Origin of the sequence: Thiomonas sp. FB-6 (assembly GCF_000377645.1) — a bacterium.
Taxonomy (GTDB): domain Bacteria; phylum Pseudomonadota; class Gammaproteobacteria; order Burkholderiales; family Burkholderiaceae_C; genus Thiomonas_A.
This window is the reverse complement of the sequence record NZ_KB898492.1, coordinates 1-21,434: the sequence shown is the minus strand read 5'-3', so window position 1 is coordinate 21,434 and position 21,434 is coordinate 1. Positions and strand designations below refer to the sequence as shown.

18 protein-coding genes and 1 pseudogene are annotated in these 21,434 nt (G+C 71.3%); 7 read left to right on the top strand and 12 right to left on the bottom strand.

What is annotated here, in order from left to right:
• The first annotated feature begins 23 nt into the window (after window positions 1–23).
• Window positions 24–1,025: an XdhC family protein gene (locus D466_RS0114375; RefSeq protein WP_018914407.1), complete on the top strand. Its 1,002-nt coding sequence runs from the start codon at window positions 24–26 to the stop codon at window positions 1,023–1,025.
• A gap of 41 nt (window positions 1,026–1,066) precedes the next feature.
• Here the strand turns inward: D466_RS0114375 and cobA are convergent, their stop codons facing one another.
• The 9 genes from cobA to ovoA form a co-directional block, all read right to left on the bottom strand.
• Window positions 1,067–1,810: a uroporphyrinogen-III C-methyltransferase gene (gene cobA / locus D466_RS0114370; RefSeq protein WP_018914406.1), complete on the bottom strand. Its 744-nt coding sequence runs from the start codon at window positions 1,808–1,810 to the stop codon at window positions 1,067–1,069.
• On the bottom strand, window positions 1,810–3,132 hold the full coding sequence (locus D466_RS0114365; protein ID WP_018914405.1) for a GTP-binding protein: 1,323 nt from the start codon (window positions 3,130–3,132) through the stop codon (window positions 1,810–1,812). Before D466_RS0114365 ends, cobA begins: the two co-directional genes overlap by 1 nt.
• Entirely contained in the window at window positions 3,132–4,103 is a 972-nt protein-coding gene (gene cysD, locus D466_RS0114360) for a sulfate adenylyltransferase subunit CysD (protein WP_369759430.1), read from the bottom strand. Before cysD ends, D466_RS0114365 begins: the two co-directional genes overlap by 1 nt.
• An 8-nt stretch (window positions 4,104–4,111) precedes the next feature.
• Complete coding sequence (locus D466_RS0114355; RefSeq protein WP_051083765.1) at window positions 4,112–4,852, bottom strand: phosphoadenylyl-sulfate reductase; 741 nt, start codon at window positions 4,850–4,852, stop codon at window positions 4,112–4,114.
• A 121-nt stretch (window positions 4,853–4,973) separates the two neighbouring features.
• The gene (locus D466_RS0114350) at window positions 4,974–5,489 is read right to left on the bottom strand and encodes a DUF934 domain-containing protein (RefSeq protein WP_018914402.1); all 516 of its coding nucleotides are present in this window, start codon (window positions 5,487–5,489) and stop codon (window positions 4,974–4,976) included.
• Window positions 5,486–7,204, bottom strand: a complete 1,719-nt coding sequence (locus D466_RS0114345) for a nitrite/sulfite reductase (RefSeq protein ID WP_018914401.1) — start codon at window positions 7,202–7,204, stop codon at window positions 5,486–5,488. The genes D466_RS0114350 and D466_RS0114345 overlap by 4 nt, the downstream gene beginning before the upstream one ends.
• A 116-nt stretch (window positions 7,205–7,320) precedes the next feature.
• Window positions 7,321–10,530 carry an EAL domain-containing protein gene (locus tag D466_RS0114340; RefSeq protein ID WP_018914400.1) on the bottom strand — a complete coding sequence of 1,070 codons (3,210 nt, stop codon included), beginning with the start codon at window positions 10,528–10,530 and terminating at the stop codon, window positions 7,321–7,323.
• 248 nt (window positions 10,531–10,778) lie between these two features.
• Window positions 10,779–11,516: a flagellar brake protein gene (locus D466_RS0114335; RefSeq protein WP_018914399.1), complete on the bottom strand. Its 738-nt coding sequence runs from the start codon at window positions 11,514–11,516 to the stop codon at window positions 10,779–10,781.
• Between the two features lie 84 nt (window positions 11,517–11,600).
• Window positions 11,601–13,712, bottom strand: coding sequence for a 5-histidylcysteine sulfoxide synthase (gene ovoA / locus D466_RS0114330; RefSeq protein WP_038166359.1), 2,112 nt, complete (start codon window positions 13,710–13,712; stop codon window positions 11,601–11,603).
• Window positions 13,713–13,876: 164 nt separating this feature from the next.
• On the opposite strand from ovoA, the gene D466_RS0114325 reads away from it, so the two are divergent.
• From D466_RS0114325 to D466_RS21860, 4 genes are all read left to right on the top strand, one after another.
• Window positions 13,877–14,581 carry a pirin family protein gene (locus tag D466_RS0114325; protein WP_026285298.1) on the top strand — a complete coding sequence of 235 codons (705 nt, stop codon included), beginning with the start codon at window positions 13,877–13,879 and terminating at the stop codon, window positions 14,579–14,581.
• A gap of 230 nt (window positions 14,582–14,811) precedes the next feature.
• Window positions 14,812–15,390, top strand: coding sequence for a ferritin-like domain-containing protein (locus tag D466_RS0114320; RefSeq protein WP_018914396.1), 579 nt, complete (start codon window positions 14,812–14,814; stop codon window positions 15,388–15,390).
• 110 nt (window positions 15,391–15,500) lie between these two features.
• Window positions 15,501–16,055: a sigma-70 family RNA polymerase sigma factor gene (locus tag D466_RS0114315; protein WP_038166364.1), complete on the top strand. Its 555-nt coding sequence runs from the start codon at window positions 15,501–15,503 to the stop codon at window positions 16,053–16,055.
• Window positions 16,055–16,795, top strand: a complete 741-nt coding sequence (locus D466_RS21860) for an anti-sigma factor domain-containing protein (RefSeq protein WP_196803488.1) — start codon at window positions 16,055–16,057, stop codon at window positions 16,793–16,795. Before D466_RS0114315 ends, D466_RS21860 begins: the two co-directional genes overlap by 1 nt.
• Window positions 16,796–16,813: 18 nt before the next feature.
• Here the strand turns inward: D466_RS21860 and D466_RS0114305 are convergent, their stop codons facing one another.
• Together D466_RS0114305 and katG are read right to left on the bottom strand one after the other, a co-directional pair.
• Window positions 16,814–17,668 (bottom strand): EamA family transporter, encoded by an 855-nt coding sequence (locus D466_RS0114305; RefSeq protein WP_018914393.1) that lies wholly within the window; start codon window positions 17,666–17,668, stop codon window positions 16,814–16,816.
• Window positions 17,669–17,748: 80 nt separating this feature from the next.
• Window positions 17,749–19,920, bottom strand: a complete 2,172-nt coding sequence (katG, locus tag D466_RS0114300) for a catalase/peroxidase HPI (protein WP_026285297.1) — start codon at window positions 19,918–19,920, stop codon at window positions 17,749–17,751.
• 261 nt (window positions 19,921–20,181) lie between these two features.
• Between katG and msrB the strand changes: the two genes are divergently transcribed.
• Both msrB and msrA read left to right on the top strand, forming a co-directional pair.
• A complete protein-coding gene (gene msrB / locus D466_RS0114295) occupies window positions 20,182–20,628 on the top strand; it encodes a peptide-methionine (R)-S-oxide reductase MsrB (protein WP_018914391.1) in 447 nt (148 codons plus the stop codon).
• Window positions 20,628–21,140: a peptide-methionine (S)-S-oxide reductase MsrA gene (msrA, locus tag D466_RS0114290; RefSeq protein WP_018914390.1), complete on the top strand. Its 513-nt coding sequence runs from the start codon at window positions 20,628–20,630 to the stop codon at window positions 21,138–21,140. Before msrB ends, msrA begins: the two co-directional genes overlap by 1 nt.
• Window positions 21,141–21,221: 81 nt before the next feature.
• On the opposite strand, the pseudogene D466_RS24490 reads toward msrA, so the two are convergent.
• Window positions 21,222–21,434 (bottom strand): annotated as a pseudogene (locus D466_RS24490) (group II intron reverse transcriptase/maturase); the annotation flags it as partial.

Here is a 21,434-nt window from a genome sequence, read left to right as displayed (position 1 = left end):
TCCCGCACGAGGGGGAGGCGACGATGAACAGCATCGACATCGAGGTGCTCCGCAGCGCGCTGGACTGGCTGGGCGCGGGCCGGCGGGTAGTGCTCGGCACGGTGGTGCGCACCTGGGGCTCGGCCCCGCGCCCTCCCGGCTCGCTGATGATCATCCGCGACGACGGGCAGGTCGCCGGCTCGCTGTCGGGCGGCTGCATCGAGGATGACCTGATCCGGCGCGTGGCCGCCGGCGAACTGGCGCTGCACCGGCCGGAGGCCACCGTCTACGGCAGCAACGCGGAGGAAGCCCAGCGCTTCGGCCTGCCCTGCGGCGGCAGCGTGCAGGTGGTGCTGGAGCCGCTGAACGACAGCACCTGGCCGGCCGAACTGCTGCGCCGCGTGGAGGCCGCCGAGCGCACCGAGCGCGTGGTCGAGCTGGACTCCGGAGCGGTGCGCCTGCAGCGCGCCAAGCACGGCGACCAGCTGTTCTACGACGGGCGCGAACTGCGTACCGTGCACGGGCCGCGGCAGCGGCTGCTGATCATCGGCGGCGGCCAGCTCTCGCGCTACCTGGCCTCGATGGCGGTGATGCTGGACTATCGCGTGACGGTGTGCGAGCCGAGGGTCGAGTACCACGAGGGCTGGGACGCGCTGCCGGGGGTGGAACTGTCCACGCGCATGCCCGACGACGAGGTGCTGGCCATGCGCCTGGACGAGGCCAGCGCGGTGGTGGCGCTGACCCACGACCCCAAGCTCGACGACCTGGCGCTGATGGAGGCGCTGCGCACGCCGGCTTTCTACGTCGGCGCGCTGGGCTCGCGGGTGAACAATGAAAGGCGCCGCGAGCGCCTGCTGGAGTTCGACGTCAGCCCCGAGCAGGCCGCGCGCCTGCGCGGGCCCGTGGGCCTGCGCCTGGGCGGGCTCACCCCGCCCGAGATCGCCGCCAGCATCGTGGCCGAGATGACCGCCATCCGCCGCGGGGCCGACGTCTCGCAGCCGCTGACGGACTGGAGCCTGTCGGCATCGATCTGCGCGGTGGGCTGAGCCGTCCGCGCCACGGCGGGGCCGCCGCCGGCGAAGCGCGCTCAGCTGGGCGCTGCGGCGCGGGCGCGTCGTGCTCCCGCGGTGCGCGAGGCCCCCAGCGGCTCGGCGCCCACGCCCACCACCACCACGCTGGGCCTGCCGGCGTGCAGCAGGGCCGCGCGCCCCAGTTCGGCCACCGTGTGGTCGCTTTGCAGCATGTCGGCGCACCCGGCCCGCGACACCACGCTGGCCGGCGTGCCGGCGGGCCAGCCCGCGGCCTGCAGTTCGCGCGCCAGCGCGCCCAGCCGGCAACCGGCCATGTAGTACACCTCGGTGTCGGCGCTGCGTCCTGCCTGTACCTTGCCCTCGCGGGTCATCGCGGTGCACAGCGCCACGCTGCGCCCCCTGCCGCGGCGGGTCAGCGGCCGCGCGGTATCGGCCGCGGCCGCCAGCGCCGCGCTGACCCCGGGCACGATCTCGAACTCGATGCCGGCGGCGTGCAGTGCCCGCAATTCCTCGTCCAGGCGGCCGAACACACTGGGGTCGCCGCCCTTGAGGCGCACCACCAGGCCGTACTCGCGCGCGCTGCGCACGAGCAGCGCGCAGATCACGTCCTGCGCGGTGCTGGCGCGGAAGCCGCGCTTGCCCACGTCGATCCAGCGCGCCTCGGGTGCCAGCTCGCGCAGCTCGGCACCGGCGAGCGCGTCGACCAGCACCACGTCGGCCTTCGCCAGCAGGCGCGCCGCGCGCAGCGTGAGCAGGTCGGCCGCGCCCGGCCCCGCCCCGATAAAGGCCACGCGTCCCATCAGGCGCGCGCCGGAGCGCCCACGAGCAGCGCGCCGCTGGTGCGGTGCGAATGCGGATCGACCAGGATCATGCCCCCGGCCACGCGGTTGTGCGCATAGTCGCTCAGCGGCAGCTCGGCCTGCGCCTGCACGCGCACCCTGCCGATCTCGTTGGCCTCCAGGCTGTGCGCCTGCACCTGCTCCAGGCTGTGGATGTCCAGGCGCCCGTGCACCTGCACGATGCGCGCGGCCACCCAGGCGTGGCCGTGGCGGATCCAGTACTTGCGCCCGACCACGGCCGGATCGCGATCCAGCCACGCCAGCGTGGCGTCGAACTCGCTGGCTGCCTCCTGGGGCTGTGCGGCATCGGTGAACCAGTCGCCGCGCGAGACGTCGACGTGGGCGTCCAGCACCAGCCCGGCCGAGGTTCCGGCCAGGCATTCCGCCACGCGTTCCCCCGCCTGCCAGAGCTCGCGCACCTGCGCCGTCTGCCCGCTGGAGTGCACGCGCACGCGCTGGCCCACACGCAGTTCCCCGCGCGCCAGGCGGCCCCAGAACACGCGTCGCGGGTGCCCCTCGGCGTCGTGCCCGCGAGCCACGTACTGCACCGGCAACAGCAGCGAGCCGTCGGCGGCGCCCTCGCCGGCCGGCAGGCCCTCGAGCAGGCGCAGCAGCGTCGGGCCGGTCCACCACGGCCAGTGCTCGCTGGGGGAGGCGACGTTGTCCGCGCGCAGCGCGGAAATCGGAATCACCCCGGCCGGCACGATGCCGGCGCCGTCGGCGAATTCCAGCAGGGATTCGCGCACGGCCTCGAACACGGCGCGCGCGTCGTCCACGGCGTCGAGCTTGTTCACCGCGAACACGATGGAGCGCACGCGCAGAAGATGCGCGAGCAGCGCATGCCGTCGGGTCTGCGGCAGCAGGCGCGGGCGCCCCCGCGCGAAGTCCAGCTTGGTCACGTCCACCAGCACCACCGCGCAATCGCTGCCGGCGGCCGCGGTGACCATGTTGCGGGTGTACTGCTCGTGCCCGGGGGCGTCGGCGATGATGAACTTGCGCCGCGGCGTGGCGAAGTAGCGATAGGCCACGTCGATGGTGATGCCCTGCTCGCGCTCGGCCTCCAGCCCGTCGGTGAGCTGTGCCAGCAGCGAGGCGTCGCTGCCGTGCCCGACCGCGGCGAGCTGGTCGGCCAGCAGCGCGCGGCTGTCCAGCAGCAGGCGCCCGATCAACGTGCTCTTGCCGTCGTCCACGCTGCCGGCGGTGAGAAAGCGCAGGGCTGGCAATTGCGCCGGGGCCTGCCCGATGCCGCCGGCCTGCGCCAGCATTTCGAGTTCGGCTCGCATCAGAAATAGCCCTCCTTCTTGCGCCGCTCCATCGCGGCCTGGCTGCTGCGGTCGTCCATGCGCGTGGCTCCGCGCTCGCTCAGCGTGACGGTCAGGGTCTCGGCCACCACCTCCGCGGCATCGGCCGCGCGGCTGGGCACCGGGCAGGTGCAGCTCATGTCGCCCACGGTGCGAAAACGCACCTCGGCCAGCTCGACCGCCTCGCCGGGGCGCGGCGGGGTCAGCTCGGTCACCGGCACCAGCAGGCCCGCGCGCGGCACCACCTCGCGATGGTGGCTGTAGTACAGCGAGGGCAGCGGGATGTTCTCGCGCGCGATGTACATCCACACGTCGAGCTCGGTCCAGTTGCTGATGGGGAAGGCGCGGAAATGCTCGCCGGGGCGCAGGCGCGTGTTGAACAGGGACCACAGTTCGGCCCGTTGTTCCTTGGGCTGCCACTGGCCGAAGGCGTCGCGATGGCTGAAGATGCGCTCCTTGGCGCGCGCCTTTTCCTCGTCGCGCCGCGCGCCGCCGACGAGGCAGTCGAAACGGTGCTGCTCGATGGCCTCGAGCAGCGTGACGCTCTGGTGGCCGTTGCGCGATTCCAGCGGATCGCGCAGGCGCACGCTGCCGCGGCGGATGGAGTCCTCCAGGTTGGCGACGATCAGCTCGTCGCCCTGGCGCGCCACCTCGCGGTCGCGGAACTCGATGACTTCGGGAAAGTTGTGTCCGGTGTCGACGTGCAGCAGCGGGAAGGGCAGGCGCCCGTCGAAACCGCCGTCGCCGCGGCGTTCGCGGAAGGCCTTGTGGGCCAGGCGCAGCACCACGCAGGAATCCTTGCCCCCGGAGAACAGCAGCGCCGGACGCTCGAAGGCCCCGGCCACTTCGCGCAGGATGAAGATGGCTTCTTCCTCCAGCGCATCCAGATGACGCCGGTCCACCGCGGGCAGCGCGCGCTGCGCCCGATGCACGGCCTGAACTTCTTGTTGCACGATAGCGTTCACGCTTTGGCTCCCACGACATGCCGGCCCTCGGGGTGCAGACCGCACTCCTTGGCTCCGTCCAGTTCCCACCACCAGCGGCCCGCCCGCTGGTCCTCTCCCACGGACACCGCGCGCGTACAGGGCGCGCAGCCGATGCTGGGATAGAAGCGGTCGTGCAGGGGGTTGTAGGGCACGCCGTGCTCGGCCACGTAATGCCAGACCTCGCCCAGGCTCCAGGAAGCCAGCGGGCTGAACTTCACGCGGCCGTCGGCGCCCACCTCACGCTCGACCACGCCTTCGCGCTGCGCCGACTGCTCGCGGCGCAGGCCGGTGATCCAGGCCCTGCGTCCGTCGAGCATGCGCCCCAGGGGCTCGAGCTTGCGCACCGCGCAGCAGGCCTTGCGCAGCTCCACGCTTCGGTACATCGCATCCGGGCCGTGGCGGCCGACGAAAGCCACCACCGCCTCCTGGCTGGGCTGCAGCACTTCCACGTCGATGCCGTAGTGGCGGCGCACGCGCGCGATCAGCTCCAGGGTCTCCAGGTGCAGCGCGCCGGTGTCCAGAGTGGCCACGCGGATGTCCAGGCCGTGGCGCTGGATCAGGTCGGTCAGCACCATGTCCTCCACCCCCAGGCTGCTGGCCTGCACCACCGCGCCCGCATGCTCCGCGGCCGCCTGGCGCAGCAGCTCGACGCTGCGCGCCAGGCGCTGCGGGTAGTGCGCGCCGGCGCTGGCGTGGCGCAGCGCCGCCGGCTGCACCGGGGCCGGGCGCGCGCCGAGGGGCTCGAAGGCCTCCACCGCGCTCACTGGACGACCCTCCTCGCTACGCTCGACTCCCCGAGGGAGTGGAGCGCCGCTTCGGAGCGGCCGTGCACGGCGCTCATGCGGCCTCCGCCAGCGCGGCCCAGGCCAGGCCTGCCGGCCGCTGCAGCGGCTGCCGAGCGTCGGCCTGGTAGTGACCGGGGAAGAATTCCAATGCGCGGCGCGCGGCCAGCGGGTCCTGGTCCTCGCGCAGTTGCGCGGAGTCGAAGCCGCTGCGCGCCAGCGGCAGCAGCATGTCCACCAGCACCTGGCCGGTGGCGCGCAGCTCGCCGGCGAAGCGGTAGCGCAGGCGCAGCAGCCGGGCCTGGGTATAGGCGCGTCCGTCGGTCCACTTGGGGAACTGCAGCGCGAGCAGGGCCAGCGCGGGCAGCTCAGCCTCCAGCGCCTCGACCTCGAAGTCGTTGGGCAGCACGAGGCCGACCCGCGAGCCGCGCGACAGCTGCTGGCGCTGCGAGCGCTCGAGGCCCAGCCAGTCCTGCAACGCCAGCAGCGCGTACGCGGGAGCCTGCCCGGCTTGCTGCGCAGCCGGATCGTGGGCGACCCAGGGGTCGCGCGAGGAATCGATGAATTTCATGCCGCCACCTTGCGTGCCGTGCTGCGCCGCACCGCATCCGCGGCCGCCGCGAAAGGCGCCGGGCCGAGCCGGCGCGCCGTGTCGATGAAACGTTCGCCCTGCTGGCGCTGTTCCCGGTAGACGTCCACCAGCGCTTCCACCGCGTCGGCCACCTCGTCGGCGGCGAAGGACGCGCCGATGATGCGCCCCGGCGCGGCGCTGCCGCCGCGCGTGGAGCCGTCGCCGCCGCCCACGGTGATCTGGTACCACTCGGAACCGTCCTTGTCCACGCCGAGGATTCCGATGTGGCCGCTGTGATGGTGCCCGCAGGAGTTGATGCACCCGCTGATGTTCAGGTCCAGGTCGCCGATGTCGAACATCTCGTCCAGGTCCTGGAAACGCTGGGCGATGTCCTCGGCAACCGGCAGCGAGCGCGCGTTGGCCAGCGCGCAGAAATCACCCCCGGGGCAGGCGATGATGTCGCCGAGCAGGCCGATGTTGGGGGTAGCCATGCCGGCCTCGCGCGCCTGTTCCCACAGCAGCGCGAGCTCGGACTCGCGCACCCACGGCAGCACCAGGTTCTGCTCGTGGCTCACGCGCAGCTCGCCGCGCCCGAAGCGCTCGGCCAGCGCCGCCGCCGCGCGCATCTGCTGCGCGGTGGCGTTGCCCGGCGCCTGCCCGGTTCGCTTGAGCGACAGCGTGACCACGCGGTGGTCGGCCAGCCGGTGCGCATGCACATTGCGCTCCAGCCAGCGCGCATAGGCCTGGATTGGCTGCGCGCGCCGCGCGGCCTCGGCCGCCTCCGCCGCCTGCTGGGCGCTCGGCAGCTGCTCGGGCGGCGCCTCGAAATGCGCGGCCATGGCCTGCACCTGGGCCTCGCTCACGAGCAGCGCCTCGGCACCCACGTCGCGCTCGACCATGGCGGCGAACTCGCGTTCCACCGCGTCCACGAAACGCTGTCCCTCGGAGCGCACCAGGATCTTGATGCGCGCCTTCCACAGATTGTCCCGGCGCCCGTACAGGTTGTAGACCCGCAGGATCGCCTCGGTGTAGAGCAGCATGTGGCGCACGGGCAGGAACTCGCGCACCACGCTGCCGATCAGGGGGGTGCGGCCCATGCCGCCGCCGGCCAGCACGCGCAGGCCGAGTTCGCCGGCCGCATCGCGCACCAGGTGCATGCCGATGTCGTACCAGCCCGAGGCCACGCGGTCCTCCCGCGCGCCGCCGACCGCGATCTTGAACTTGCGCGGCAGGAAGGCGAACTCGGGGTGCAGGGTGCTCCACTGGCGCAGGATCTCGCAATACGGGCGCGGATCGGCGATCTCGTCCGGCGCTACTCCGGCGAGCGCGTCGGTGGTGATGTTGCGCACGCAATTGCCGCTGGTCTGGATGCCGTGCATGTCCACCTCGGCCAGCAGGTCCATGACGTCGGCGCTGCGCGGCAGCTCGATCCAGTTGTACTGGACGTTCTGGCGCGTCGTGAAATGCGCGTAGCCGCGGTCGAAGCGCTCGGCGATGTCGGCCAGCGCGCGCAGCTGGCGCGTCGCCAGCGCGCCGTAGGGCACCGCCACGCGCAACATCGGCGCGTGGCGCTGGATGTACCAGCCGTTCTGCAGGCGCAGCGGCTTGAATTCCTCTTCGCTCAGCGAGCCTTCCAGATGCCTGTGCAACTGGTCTCGGAACTGAGCCGCGCGCGCATGCACGAAGGCGCGGTCGAATGCACTGTAGCGGTACATGGGGCGGGGGTTCGCACGTCGCCGCGGCGCGCGTGCAGGGTTCGACACAGCCTGCATGCTAGGCAGGCCCCCCCTCGATCCCAACTACCGTGTCGTGATACCGTTAGACGCGCCGGTTATAAGGCCGGTTCCGCCTCGCGGCGCCCCTCGGAGGCGCGGCGCGCCAGGAACCACTGCAGCGCCTGGCGCGGCGCCAGCGGGCGGGCGATGGCGTAGCCCTGGCCGGCGTCGGCGCCGAGCTCGGTGGCCAGGCGCACCAGTTCGGGAGTCTCCAGGCCCTCCACCACCACGGCCAGGCCGAGGCGGTGCATCAGTTCGGTGAGGCCGCCGACGATGGCCGCCACCGCCTGCGGATTGGAGGGCATGTCGCGCACCAGGCCGCGGTCGATCTTGACCAGGTCGAACTGCAGCTGGCGCAGGCGCAGCAGCGTGGAATGGCCTGCGCCCATGTCGTCCATGGCCATGCGCGTACCCAGGTCCTTCAGCGCCTGCACCGTGCGGTCGATGCTGGAGTCGCCGATCCACTGCTCGGTCTCCAGCAGCTCGAAGGTCAGGCGCGCGGGCTCGATGCCGTGCGCCACCAGCGCCCGCTCCACCACCGTGCACAGGTCGCGCTGGCGCAGCACGCTGGGAGGCAGGTTGATGGACGCGTCGAGCACCAGGCCCTCGCGTTCCCATTCGCCCAGCTGGCGCAGCACCTGGCCGAGGCCCTGGCTGAACAGCTGGCCCAGCTCCACGCTGCCGCAGGCGGGCAGGAATTCGTCGGGAGTGCGCAGGCGCTCGCCGTCGCTCAGGCGCGCCAGCGCCTCCACCTTGGTACAGCTGCCGTCGCACAGGTCGATGATGGGCTGGTACAGCATGCACACCTTCTGCGCGCCGATCAGTTCGCGCGAGCGCGCCATCGCCGCGCCGGACATCGGCACCGTCAGCGCGGCGGCCTCGAAACGGGCCCAGGCCTGGCGGAAGATCTGCATCACGGTGTCCAGCCACGGCCCCACCGCCTGGGGCCCGAACTGCCCCGGGTTGCGCGCGAACAGCGACACCACGGCCACCGGGCGGCCGTGTGCGTCCAGCACCGGAATGGCCGCGCTGCTGCGCACCCCGGCCGCCGCCGCGGCGGCGTGCCAGCGCGCCACCGTCGGATCCAGCGCATGCACCACGGTCATCTGCACCCGGCCCTGCATCCAGCAACGCGCCAGGGTGCCGTCGCCGCTGACCTCGGCCCCCACGTCCACCAGCGCCTGCAGGGCCTGGCTGTGGTACTCGAACACGAAGCGGCCGTCCTCGCGCGGACGCGCCAGCGCCACACCCGCGATGCCCGGAAGCCCCTCCAGCGCGCGCCCGACGTGGCCGACGAAGTCCGCCCACACGCCGAAGCGCTCCAGATCGCCCAGGGCCTGCGTGGCCCACTCGCGGTAGGCGCGCGTGACCTCGTCGGCTCCCAGGATGCGCTGCTGCAACTCCCGGCTCACCCGCTGCGCCAGCACGTCCAGCAACTGCAGGCGGCGCAGGCTGTGCATGGAAAGCTGGCCGATGCGCTCGGCCAGCTCGTGGTGCAGCCCGAACAGGGCGCGGGTCAGCGCGGCCGAAGCCACGCCCACCAGCGCGTGCCTGCGCCCGGCGCGCAGCGCCGTGTCGCCGCGTTCATGCTCGGCGGCGCCCGGCTCGAGCAGCGCGCGCAGTTGCGCGGTCTCGCGCTCGCGCAGCCTCGCGCGGGTGTCCCCGTCCAGCGCGTTCAGCGCGGCGGCTGTCTGCGCGTCCTCGTGCAGGCGCCCGAAATAGGCCTGCAGCAGCGCATCGTCCAGGCTCAGGCCCTGCGAGCGCGCCTCCGCCAGCAGCTGTCCGGCGGCCTCCCCGTAGGCCTGCGGGGTGCGCGCGGCCCCCAGCGCGGAAAGCTCCCCGCGCATGGGCTCGCCCCAGCGCAGCCACCAGTTGTCGCGCTCGGCCTTGCGCATCTTGCAGCTCAGCAGCGCGGCGTCGGCCTGGCGCAACAGCCCGTCCACGCTGGTCTCGTCGTCGGGGAACATGGCCAGGCCCAGGCTCATGCCCAGGCGCAGCGCCGACGAGCCGGTGCCGAACTCGGCCTGCATGGCCTGCTCGAAGGGCTGCAGGCGCCGCGCCAGTTGCTCCGGCCCCTCGACGTGGTTGAGCACCAGCACGAACTCGTCGCCGCCGATGCGCGCCAGCAGGTCGCGCGGACCCAGCGCCCCGCTCAGGCGCTGCGCCACCTGGCGCAGCACGGCGTCGCCCACCAGGTGGCCCCAGCGTTCGTTGACCCCGGCGAAATCGTCCAGGTCCAGCCAGCCCAGCGCCAGGCGCGCGCCTTCCTGCGCCACCTGTTCGAGTTCACGCTGCAGGAAATGGTCCAGCCCGTAGCGGTTGGGCAACTGCGTCAGCGCATCGTGGCGTGCCTGCCAGCGCAGGCGTTCCTGCGCCTGGCGGCGCTGCGTGATGTCCACCGCCGACCAGACCGAATCGAAATCCCCATGGTCGTGCTCGACCCGGCGGCCGGCGATCTCCCACCAGGCCGTCTCGCCGTCGAGCCGTCGCACGCAGAGCTCCGCGCGCGCCTGCCCGGAGTCTCGCAGCGGCCCTTCCAGTTGCTGGCGCCAGCGCTTGAAGTCGCCCGAGGCGGCGTAGAGCTCGTCCACGCCGCGCCCGACCAGCTCGCTCGCGTCGGCATGGCCGAGCATCTGGGCCAGCGTGGCGTTGGCGGCGCGGATGATGCGCCCCTGCAGCAGGGCCATGCCCACGAGTGCGTTGTCCAGCATGGCCGCGTGCACCGCCTGCTCGCGCTCGCCGCGCCGGCGCAGGCGCTCGAAGCCCAGCAGCGTGCCGGCCATGGTGGCCGCGAACTCCAGCAGTTCCAGTTCCTCGGCGGCCGCCGGCCCCGAGGCGGTGGCGGTCAGCGCGAAGGTGCCAATGAGTTCGCCCTCGTGCCAGACGGGATAGGAATGGCAGGAGCCCAGGTTGAAGCGCTGCGCCGAGGCGCGCAGGTCCTCCCAGCGCGTGTCGGAGGCGATGTCGTCGACCAGCACCGGCTCCTCCGCCAGCGCGGCGTTGCCGCAGGAGCCGCTGCCCTGCCCGGGGCGCAGCCCCTCGAGCTCGGCCAGCAGCGCCGGCGGCGCGCCAGGAGCCGCGTAGACGTACAGGCAGCGGTCCTCGCCCAGCACCATGATGCTGGCCACGCGCCCCGGCGCCTGGCTCTCGGCCAGCCGGCACAGGCGCTGCGCGAGCGCCGAAGGCGCATGCCCCGCCACCAGTTCGCGCAGGATGGAGGTGGCGAATTCAAGCCACTGGCGTTGTCGGGAGGGCTCGGAAGACATCGGCGGGCGCTGGAACACCTGGAATGCGGACCTTCGTGGATCTGCGGGCCCCGCGCTGCGGCGGCCGCTCCGCCGGAGCGCCGCCCTGCGCCCCTGCGCAAGGGGCCCGGTGGTCAAAGGACATGATTGTGCCGTGATTGTGCCGTGAATCGGCGCGCCGGCGGCCGGGGGAACACCCCGAAGGGGCCAAATTGCCCGCGGCTTATGACAATTTCCCCACAGGCCAGGTCGCTGCGGGGATGGACCCGTCAGGCCCGGCCGCTGAGCAGGTCGCGGTCGCGCTGCTGCACGTAGCGAACCACCGCCTGGTCGAAGGCGAAGCTCTTGTCGCAGAACTCCAGGCCCAGCGGCACCAGGCTCTTGCCGTTGGGCAGCTGCACGGGCTGGTCCACGTGCTGGATGCGCGCCGCCGTCTGCAGCGCGGTGCCCTTGAGCTGGAAGCGCAGCTCCTGCAGGAGTTCGCCGGCACGCAGCGGGAAATCTCCGCTCACCGGGGCGACCAGTACGCGCATGCCTCCGGCGCTCAGGTCATGGCAGCGGGCGTTGACCGCCGCCGCGCCCTGGCGCACCAGCACCACGGCGCTGACGTCGCCGCTGGCCACCGGAACCCGGAAATACTGGCGCCGCTGCAGGTAGTACACCCGCGGCGGCAGCGTCGCCTGCAAGGCCTGCGCCCCGTTCCAGGCCACGGGCTCGATGTCGTCCAGCTCGAAACCGACGAACACGCCTTCGTAGCGCGCTACCGCCAGCACCGGATCGCGCTGATCCCACTCCACCCCCTCCACCTGCGGCGGGATGTCGAACACCACGGTGCCGGCGTCCTCGTCCACATCCAGCAGGATGGACGGCATCTCGCGCGGCGCGCCGTCGGCGAACAGGTTCAGCCTCTCGTGATTGCGGCAGACCTCGTGCAGCACCGCCATGGCGCGCCGTCGCGCGGTCAGGCGGTGGCGTTCCGAGAACAGGTTTTCGAGCAGGTGCTTCATCCGGCGACGTGGGGGGCTGCGGCGGCCACAGTGTACGAATTCGCCGCCGCCGCCTCCCCCCGGCGCCGCCTCCCGCATGCCGCCTCAGCGGCGGCGCCAGACCGTGAGCTCGGAAACCGTGTGCTGGAACTTGCGCCGCGTCTCGCGAATCACGAAGGGCACTTGCAGCGGCTCGCCCACGCGCTCGAAATGCTCGCCCAGCATCTGCTCCAGCCCGTCCAGGGTGCTGAAGTTCTCGCCGTCCTTCTTGAAGCCTCCGATCCACTCCTCGCGCCGCGTGTGCTCCTCCAGCCATGTATACGGCGAGGTGATCACCAGCATGCCCCCGCTGACGATGCGCCGGTGCACCTCGCGCAGGAACAGCGCCGGGCTGTAGAGCCGGTCGATCAGGTTGGCCGCGAGCACGAGATCGAAGTCGCGAACCGTGGCCTTGAGGTTGCAGGCATCGCCCTGCACGAACTCCACCTTGCCGGCCAGGTCCTGCAGCGCGTACTCGCGCAGGCTGCGCTCGTGGTAGGACACCAGCTCGCCCTCGTCGGGAAGCTGGTAGCGGATGCGTCCCTGCTCGGCCAGCTGCGTGCCCACGCCGATGAAACGGGCCGAGAAGTCGATGCCCACGACATGCTCGAAATGCCGCGCCAGCGCGAAGCTGGCGCGCCCCGTCGCGCAGCCCAGGTCGAGGGCGCGGCGCATCGGCCGACCCTGCATCGCGCGCACCGCGATCTCGGCCAGCGCGCGCGGGAAGTTCGGCACGCCGAAGGGCTCGGCCCCCCAATGGAACTCGCAGTACTGCGAAACAAGCGCATCGGTCTCGTACATCGAGCCCTCCGGCGGCGCCGGGCGCTCGCCCACCACGTAGCGGAACCCGGCATGTTGGAAAAAGTGCCGGCGGAAGGCATAGCGCGACACCGGCAGCGCCTGGTTTCCGCAGGACACCCACGACCCGCCCTTGATCAGATTGTGGCGTTCATCGAAAGTGGGCGTGGTGAAGTCGTCGTAGATCGGATGCACCTGGAAACCCGGGAAGGGGTAGGTCGGCGTGTCCAGCCACTGCCACACATTGCCCACGGCGTCGAAGAACGGGCCATGGGCGAAGCGGTCCACCGGGCAGGAGGAGGCCCAGTGGTCGAGTTCGAAGTTCGCCGCAGCCGGGCGCGGCTGCGGCCCGTCGCCGATGCCGGCGGCGCGGCGCAGCGCGTGCCATTCGTCCTCGCTGGGCAGGCGCACCGGCAGTCCGTCGCGCCGTGCCTTCCAGTTGCAAAAGGCCTGCGCCTCGTGGAAATTGGTCTCCACCGGCCAGTTCCACGGCATGTCCACCACCTCGCACATCAGGCGCAGCTTCCAGTGCGCGCCCTCGCGCAGCCAGAAGCTCGGGTGCTCGGCCCGCGCGAAGGCCTTCCAGGCCGCGCCCTCCTCGCTCCACAGGGCATCGTCGGCGTAGCCCCCGGCCTGCACGAATCCCAGGAATTCCCGGTTGCTCACCAGATGGCGCGCGGCCTGGAAGGCAGCGGTATTCGCCACGTGCTCGCCGAATTCGTTGTCCCAGCCGTAATAGCCCGGGTCGGCGCGGTCGCGGCCCAGGCGCAAGCTGGCCGCGGCCACCGGCACCAGTTCATTGGCGGGCGGCTCGCCGCGCTCCGGACAGGGCTGCCAGTGCGGATGCGGACGCACGAACTCCAGGCGATGCTGGCGGATCAGCACCGAGGAGGTCTCCAGGTGGATGCGCTCGTGCTCGATGCCCATCAGGATCACCCACCAGGGGCTGTCCCAGGCGATCGGCGAGCTGATCGGCAACTCGCGGATCAGCCGGTCCACGGTCTGGCGCACGCGGTCGCGGTAGGCGCGCACCTGCGCCGCCGAGGGCCAGTCGTAATGCGCCTCGTCCAGGTCGTCCCAGCTCATCTCGTCCACGCCCACCGCGAACATCGACTCCAGGCGCGGATCGATGCGCTGCTGCAGCACGCCGGCGAGCACCAGCTTGTTGATGAAAAAAGTCGCCGTGTGGCCGAGATAGAAGATCAGCGGGTGGCGCAGCGCGATCGGCTTGACCGTGAAGGCCTGCTCCCCCTGCAACACCTCGAACAGGCTCTCGTAGCGGTCGAAGCTGGCGTGGAAGTCGGCCAGCACCCGCTCGCGCAGGCGCTGGGGATCGGGATCGGCTAGCGCGATGCTGCGCAACGCAACGGAATGACACATCGGGACGGGCCTCGTCTGCGGCCCCGCGGGGCCTTCTTGGGATTTCCGCATGGGATTTCGATTATTGTTCAGTTGACGCCGCCGCGTGCGCGGCGTCCGAAACGAGTACGTACGTTCCCGTATGCTGGATTCGTCGACAGAACATCACCGTCCCTGACACCATGCTGCAGCAGATTCGCAGGTCTGAACAACGAGGCCACGCCAACCACGGCTGGCTGGAATCCTTCCACAGCTTCAGTTTCGCGTCCTACTACGACCCGAACCACATCGAGTTCGGCCCGCTGCGGGTGATCAACGAGGACCGGGTACAGCCCGGCGCAGGTTTCGGCGAGCACGGGCACCGAGACATGGAGATCATCAGCTACGTGCTCGAAGGCGAACTCGCGCACCAGGACTCGCTGGGCAACGGATCCACGCTGCGCCCGGGCGACGTGCAGCGCATGAGCGCCGGCACCGGGGTGCAGCACAGCGAATTCAATCCCTCGCGCACCCAGGCCGTGCATTTCCTGCAGATCTGGATCCAGCCGCGGTCCACCGGCATCGCTCCGGGATACGAACAGAAACATTTCGCGCCGGACGCGCGGCGCGGACGCCTGTGCCGCATCGTCGACGGCCAGGGCCGCGATGGTGCGCTGCGCATGCACCAGGACGCCAGCCTGTACGCCGGGCTGTTCGACGGCGGCGAACACGCCGAGCTGAGCCTGGACCCGGCGCGCCGCGCCTACGTGCACCTGGTGCGCGGCTCGCTGCACGCCAACGCCGTCGAACTGCGCGCGGGCGACGCGCTGATGCTGCGCCACGCCGACACCCTGCAGCTGCGCCACGGCGAAGGCGCCGAAGTGCTGGTGTTCGACCTGCCGGAGCGCTGAGCCGACGCGCAGCGCGCTCAGGTCGATCGCGGCCGCGCCAGGCGCAAGGCGGCGCCCAGACGGGTGTCGAGCGTGGCGTCGGGCAGCGCGAATCCTCCCGCCGCGCAGCATGCGCCGGCCGCGTGACAGGCGTTTGAATCCGATTGCTCGTCCGCCGCGTAAGTCAGGACAAGGAGCGCGGCCCTCGGCGGCTCTCCTTGAACCTTCCCTACAACGCTCAGGAGCATCCCATGAACGCATCCGACGACCGCAACACCCCCGCCCTCGACCGCCGCGACTGGTTCAAGCGCGGAGGACTGTTCGTGGCCGGGCTGGGCGCCGCCTCGGCGCTGGCGCTGCCCACGCGCAGTTTCGCCGCCTCGATGTCCACGCAAAGCGACATCGACATGCTCAACGTGGCCCTCGGCCTGGAGTACCAGGCCATCGCCGCCTACCAGGTGGGCGCCGAGTCGGGGCTGCTGCAAAAGCCCGTGCTCGCCGTGGCCGTGGACTTCCAGGGCCAGCACAAGGCGCACGCGGGCATTCTCGAGGCCACCATCTCCAAGCTGGGTGGCGCCCCGGTGATGGCCAAGAAGCCCGCCGACTACGGCTTTCCCACCGACAAGCTGAAGAACCAGGCCGACGTGCTGCGCTTCGCCGCCGGCCTGGAAAAGGGCGCGGCCAGCGCCTACCTGGGCACGGTGCCGCAGTTCCACAACCGCGACCTGGCCAAGGCGGCCGCCAGCATCCTCGGCGACGAGACCATGCACTGGGCCATCCTGCTCAACGCGCTGGGCGAGAACCCGGTGCCGGCGGCTTTCATCGCCTGAACCCGCACGCGTCCGCGGCTAAGATGCGTGGCGCCACGGGCGATTCCGGCCGCCCGTGGCGCCCGCGCGCGGCGCCCCGCCGCGCGCGGCCGAGCACGACGCCGCACGGCATGCCCGACCTGGAAAAACTCCTGGCCTTCACCGCACTCGGCGACCGCGAGGCCTTCTCGCGCCTGTACGAGGCCACGCGCCGCCGAGCCTGGGCCATCTGCCTGCGCCTGCTGCGCGACGCCACCCAGGCCGAGGACGCCATGCAGGACGCCTACGTGAAAATCTGGCACCAGGCCGCCAGCTATCGCCCGGCGGCCGGCGCCGCCGAGGCCTGGCTGGCCGCGGTGGTGCGCAACACCTGCCGCGACCGCCTGCGCGCGCAACGCCGGGACCCGGCCGGCAGCCTCGAGGAACTGCCCGAGGCGGCCGAGTACGCCGACCCCGCGCCCAACCCGGAGCAGCGCCTGGAGGCCAGCCTTTCGCAAGGCCAGGTGCGCCGCTGCTTCGAGCAACTGCAGCCGCGCCAGCGCGAGTTGCTGACCGAGTCCTACGTGCTGGGCCTGAGCCATTCCGAAATCTCCGCGCGCTTCGACATGGCGCTGGGCACCGTGAAGACGGTGATCCGGCGCTCGGTGCTGGCACTGCGCGAATGCCTCGCGCGGGGAGCGGCCTGATGCGCCTCGAACGCCACCCCGAACTGCTCGAGCGCCTGGCCGCCGACTATCTCACCGGCGGCATGGGCGCGGCTGCGCGCCGGCGTTACCAGACCCTGCTGGCCGAGCGCCCGGAACTGGCCCTCGCGCACGAGCAATGGCGCGCTCGCCTGGACCAAGCGCTGCTGCCCGAACACACGCCCGAGGCGGTCTGGGCCGCCGTGCAGCGCCGCCTGGACGGCGCGCGGCCGCCGGCGGCTTCGGCGGCGCCGGGCACGAACGGCATCGTGGGCTGGGGCCTGCGCGCCTGGCGCGGCCTGGCGCTGGGACTGGGTGCCACCGCCGCCGTGTCGCTGGCGCTGCTGGTGGCCCTGCTGCTGCGCACGTCCGGGCCGGCGCCCGCGCCGGCCCAGCTGGTGGCGGTGCTCGACGGCCCCGCCGGCCACGCCGCGGTGCTGCAGGTGCGCGGCACCCGCGCCGCGCTGACCGCGGTGGGCGAGCAGGTGGCTCCCCCCGGCAAGTCCTTCGAGCTGTGGGTGCTGCCGCGCCAGGGCAAGCCCATCGCCGCCGGCGTGGTCAGCCTGAAGGGCACCGAACACATGCCGATGCCGCCGAAACTGGTGGAGGCGGCGGTGCAGGCCAAGGGCTTCGCCATCAGCGTCGAGCCGCTGGGCGGCTCGCCCACCGGCCAGCCCACCGGCCCCGTCACCTACGTCGGCCGGCAGCTGGCCAGCGCGCAGCCCGGGCAGGCCGCCGGCTGACGGCCCGCGCCGGCTGCCTCAGCCCGCCGCGCGGGTCAGCGCGGCGATGGCCAGGCCCGCCAGCACGATGCCCGCGCGATTGAGCCGGCTGGTCGGCTCGCGCAGCCACAACATGCCCACCAGCGCGCTCAGCCCCACCACGCCCAGGTTCATGCCCGCGAACACCACCGCGGGGTTGGCGCTCAGGCTCTGGTGCGCACGGATGTAGAGGTCGATGTTGGCGTAGTTGAGCAGCCCCAGCACGATGCCGCCGCCCAGGCTGCGCAGGTCCATGCGCGTGCCGCGGGCCAGGCGCAGCGCCTGCGCCACACCCATGCAGACGAAGGCCAGCACGAAACTGCTCTGCAGCGCGGTGCCGAAGTTGGCGCCGCGCAGCGCCAGCAGCTTGAGCAGCACGTCGACCAGCGCGTAGCCGAACCACACGGCGAGCAGCCAGAGCGCCGCGTCGCCGCGCAGCGCGCGCGCCGCCGGGCGCGCCAGCAGCGCCAGCATGGCGAGCAGCCCCAACGCGATGCCCAGCAACTGCCAGGCGTTCACCCGCTGCCCGAACAGGGTGAAGGCCGCCGCCAGCGACAACAGCAGCGACAGGCGCTGCGCGATGTCGGCGCGCACGATGCCCGCGCTTTGCACCGCGCGCCCCATGATCACGAACAGGCCCGGCAGCACCACGCCCAGCGCCAGGGCGATGCCCCAGGGCATGCGCGACAGGCTGGAGGCATCCAGCCTGGGATGCAGGAGCAGCAGGCACAGCATCGAGGCCGTGGCGTAGTTCCACAGCACCATCTGTCCCAGATCCAGGCGCCATGCGGGCGCCTGGCGCAGCCACAGCGAGACGGCGACGCTGAAACACACGGCAAGGGCAAGGAAATGCATGGAGTCTCCGGCGAAAGACTCCATGCTAGTGGCCGCGCGGCCACCTTCTGCGCGGCGCGGCCACCCTGGCCCTCGGGTGCTCAGGCGAGGTCGAAGCGGTCGGCGTTCATCACCTTGGTCCAGGCGCCGACGAAATCGCGCACGAACTTCTCGCGGTTGTCGTCCTGCGCATAGACCTCGGCGTAGGCGCGCAGCACCGAGTTCGAACCGAACACCAGGTCCACGCGCGTGGCCGTCCACTTCAGCGCACCGCTGCGGCGGTCGCGAATCTGGTACAGGCCGCCACCGCCCGGAGTCCAGGTGTTGGACATGTCCGTCAGGTTCACGAAAAAGTCGTTGCTCAGCACGCCCACGCGCCCGGTGAACACGCCATGCCCGACGCCGCCGTGGTTGGCCCCCAGCACCCGCAGCCCGCCGATCAGCACGGTCATCTCCGGCGCGCTCAGCCCCATCAGCTGGGCGCGGTCGAGCAGCAGTTCCTCGGCGCTGACCGCGTAGTCCTTCTTCAGCCAGTTGCGGAAGCCGTCGTGGATGGGCTCCAGCACCGCGAAGGACTCCACGTCGGTCATCTCCTGGGTGGCGTCGCCGCGGCCCGGCGCGAACGGCACGGTGATGTCGAAGCCGCCGGCCTGCGCCGCCTGCTCGATGCCCAGGTTGCCCGCCAGGACGATGAGGTCCGCCACGCTGGCTCCGCTCTGCGAGGCGATGCCCTCGAGCACCCCCAGCACGCGGGCCAGGCGCTCGGGCTCGTTGCCCTTCCAGTCCTTCTGCGGGGCCAGGCGGATGCGCGCGCCGTTGGCGCCGCCGCGCATGTCGGAGGCCCGGAAGGTACGCGCGCTGTCCCAGGCGGTGGCCACCATGTCGGCGATGCTCAGGCGGGCCTCGGCGATGCGCGCCTTCAGCGCGGCCGCGTCGTAGTCGCGGCGCCCGGCCGGCACCGGATCCTGCCAGATCAGGTCCTGCGCCGGCACGTCCGGCCCGAGGTAGCGCGCCTTCGGCCCCATGTCGCGGTGGGTGAGCTTGAACCAGGCGCGGGCGAACACCTCCGAGAAGTAGGCCGGATCACGCTGGAAACGCTCGGAGATCGCGCGGTAGGCCGGGTCCATCTTCATGGCCATGTCCGCATCGGTCATGATGGGCTTGCGGCGCATGGACGGATCCTCCGGGTCCACCGGCATGTCCTGCTCGCGGATGTCCACCGGCTCCCATTGCCAGGCCCCCGCCGGGCTCTTGTTCAGTTCCCAGTCATGGCCCAGCAACATGGCGAAATAGCCGTTGTCCCAGCGCGTCGGGTGGGTGGTCCACGCGCCCTCGATGCCGCTGGTGACGGCGTCGCGCCCGATGCCCCGGCCGCTCTTGTTCAGCCAGCCCAGGCCCTGGTCCTCGATCTCCGCGCCCTCGGGCGCCGGCCCCAGGCGCTTGGCGTCGCCGTTGCCGTGGGCCTTGCCCACCGTGTGGCCGCCGGCGGTCAGCGCCGCCGTTTCCTCGTCGTTCATCGCCATGCGGGCGAAGGTCTCGCGCACCTGGGCTGCCGTCTTCAGCGGATCGGGCTTGCCGTTGACCCCTTCGGGGTTCACGTAGATCAGGCCCATCTGCACCGCCGCCAGGGGGTTCTCCAGCGTGGACGGGTCGTCCACCGCGGCGTAGCGTCCGTCGCTGGGTGCCAGCCACTCGCGCTCGGCGCCCCAGTACACGTCCTTCTCCGGATGCCAGATGTCCTCGCGCCCGAAGCCGAAGCCGAAGGTCTTCAGACCCATCGATTCGTAGGCCACGGTACCCGCCAGCACGATCAGGTCGGCCCAGCTGATCTTGTTGCCGTACTTTTTCTTGATGGGCCACAGCAGGCGCCGCGCCTTGTCCAGGTTGCCGTTGTCGGGCCAGGAGTTCAACGGCGCGAAGCGCTGGTTGCCGGTTCCCGCGCCGCCGCGCCCGTCGGCCACCCGATAGGTGCCCGCGGCGTGCCAGGCCATGCGGATGAACAAGCCGCCGTAGTGCCCCCAATCGGCGGGCCACCAGGGCTGGCTGTCGGTCATCAGCGCATGCAGGTCCTTCTTGAGCCCGGCGAAGTCCAGGCCCTTCACCGCCTGGCGGTAGTCGAAGCCCGGATCCATCGGATCGGTCTTGCGGTCATGCTGGTGCAGGATATCCAGGTTCAGCGCCTTGGGCCACCAGTCCACGTTGGACATCCCGGTCTCGGTCGCCCCGCCGTGCATGACCGGGCACTTCCCTGAACTCGCCGTCTTCTGATCCATCGTCCTCTCCTACGGTCGTTGGGTTGTCGTGCAACTTTAATTTGGCGTCTTGCCAGATGCACAAGCTCTGAATGCGGCCGTCCGACCGTTGCATCGCAGATGCAAGAGCTTCGACAATAGCGTAGGACAATAGATGAACATGATCCATTGAATTGATTCAATGGGCCCGATAGCCGGCCCCCGACGATGGACGTCAGGAATTGCGCCAATGTCCGACCAAGCTGGGTCGGCGCATGATTCGTGCCGCGAAAGGAGCAAGCCATGAAGCATTACCCCGTCCGCCCCGAAGCCATCGCCGCGCTCGATCCGATGGCCAGGCGCGTGACCCAGCAGGCGGCGACCGAGCCGCCGGGCACGGGCGCCTACCTGCATCACCACGAGCCCGGCATCTACGTCGACATCGTGTCGGGCGAACCACTGTTCGCCTCGTCCGACAAGTTCGACAGCGGATGCGGATGGCCGAGTTTCAGCCGGCCGATCGAATCGGGACGCATCCAGGAGCAGCGGGACGCCAGCCACGGCATGATCCGCACCGAAGTGCGCTCGGCCGACGCCGACAGCCACCTCGGCCACGTGTTCGACGACGGCCCGCCCGAGCGCGGCGGACTGCGCTATTGCATCAACTCCGCGTCGCTGCGCTTCATCCCTCGCGCGGACATGGCCGCGCAAGGCTACGAGGACTATCTGCCGCTGGTGGAGGACCAATGATGGAACAGACCGCGATCCTGGCGGGTGGCTGCTTCTGGGGCATGCAGGAACTGCTGCGCCGCGTACCCGGTGTCGTGTCCACGCGCGTGGGCTATTGCGGGGGCGACACGGCCAACGCCACCTATCGGAACCACGGCCGCCACGCCGAGGCGGTCGAAGTGCGCTTCGATCCGGGGCGTGTGAGCTTTCGCGATCTGCTGAAGGTGTTCTTCCAGATCCACGACCCGACCACCCGCGACCGCCAGGGCAACGATGTCGGCAGTTCGTATCGCTCGGAGATCCTGTACCTCAGCCCGGAACAGCACGAAACCGCGCGGCAGCTCATCGCACGCATGGATGCCAGCGGCGTGTGGCCCGGCCGGATCGTGACCGAACTTCGTCCCGCGGGCGCGTTCTGGCCGGCCGAGCCCGAGCATCAGGACTACCTCGCGCGCAACCCGATGGGCTACACCTGCCACTACCCGCGCCCCGACTGGACGCTGCCGGAAGAGGACGCGGAGCCGCTGCGCTGAGGGCATGGGAATCGAGTAGGGTGAGGGGTCGCCCCCTCAGCCCTCTCACACCACCGGACGTGCGGTTCCGCATCCGGCGGTTCAAGCAGAACTCTGGAGCCGCTGATGGATATCCACCAGCGAGACCAGCCCCAAGTTGGCAAAGTATTTCGGCGGCAGCGCATGGCGCATGTGCAGAGCCCCGGCATTCCACCACGGCCCGCGCCCGTTGACGCTCGATTTCCGGGCGCGTTGCGCGTCCAGGCCGAGCGCGCGCAGGCGCGATTCCCGGGTGCGGGGTCGTTTCCACTGGCG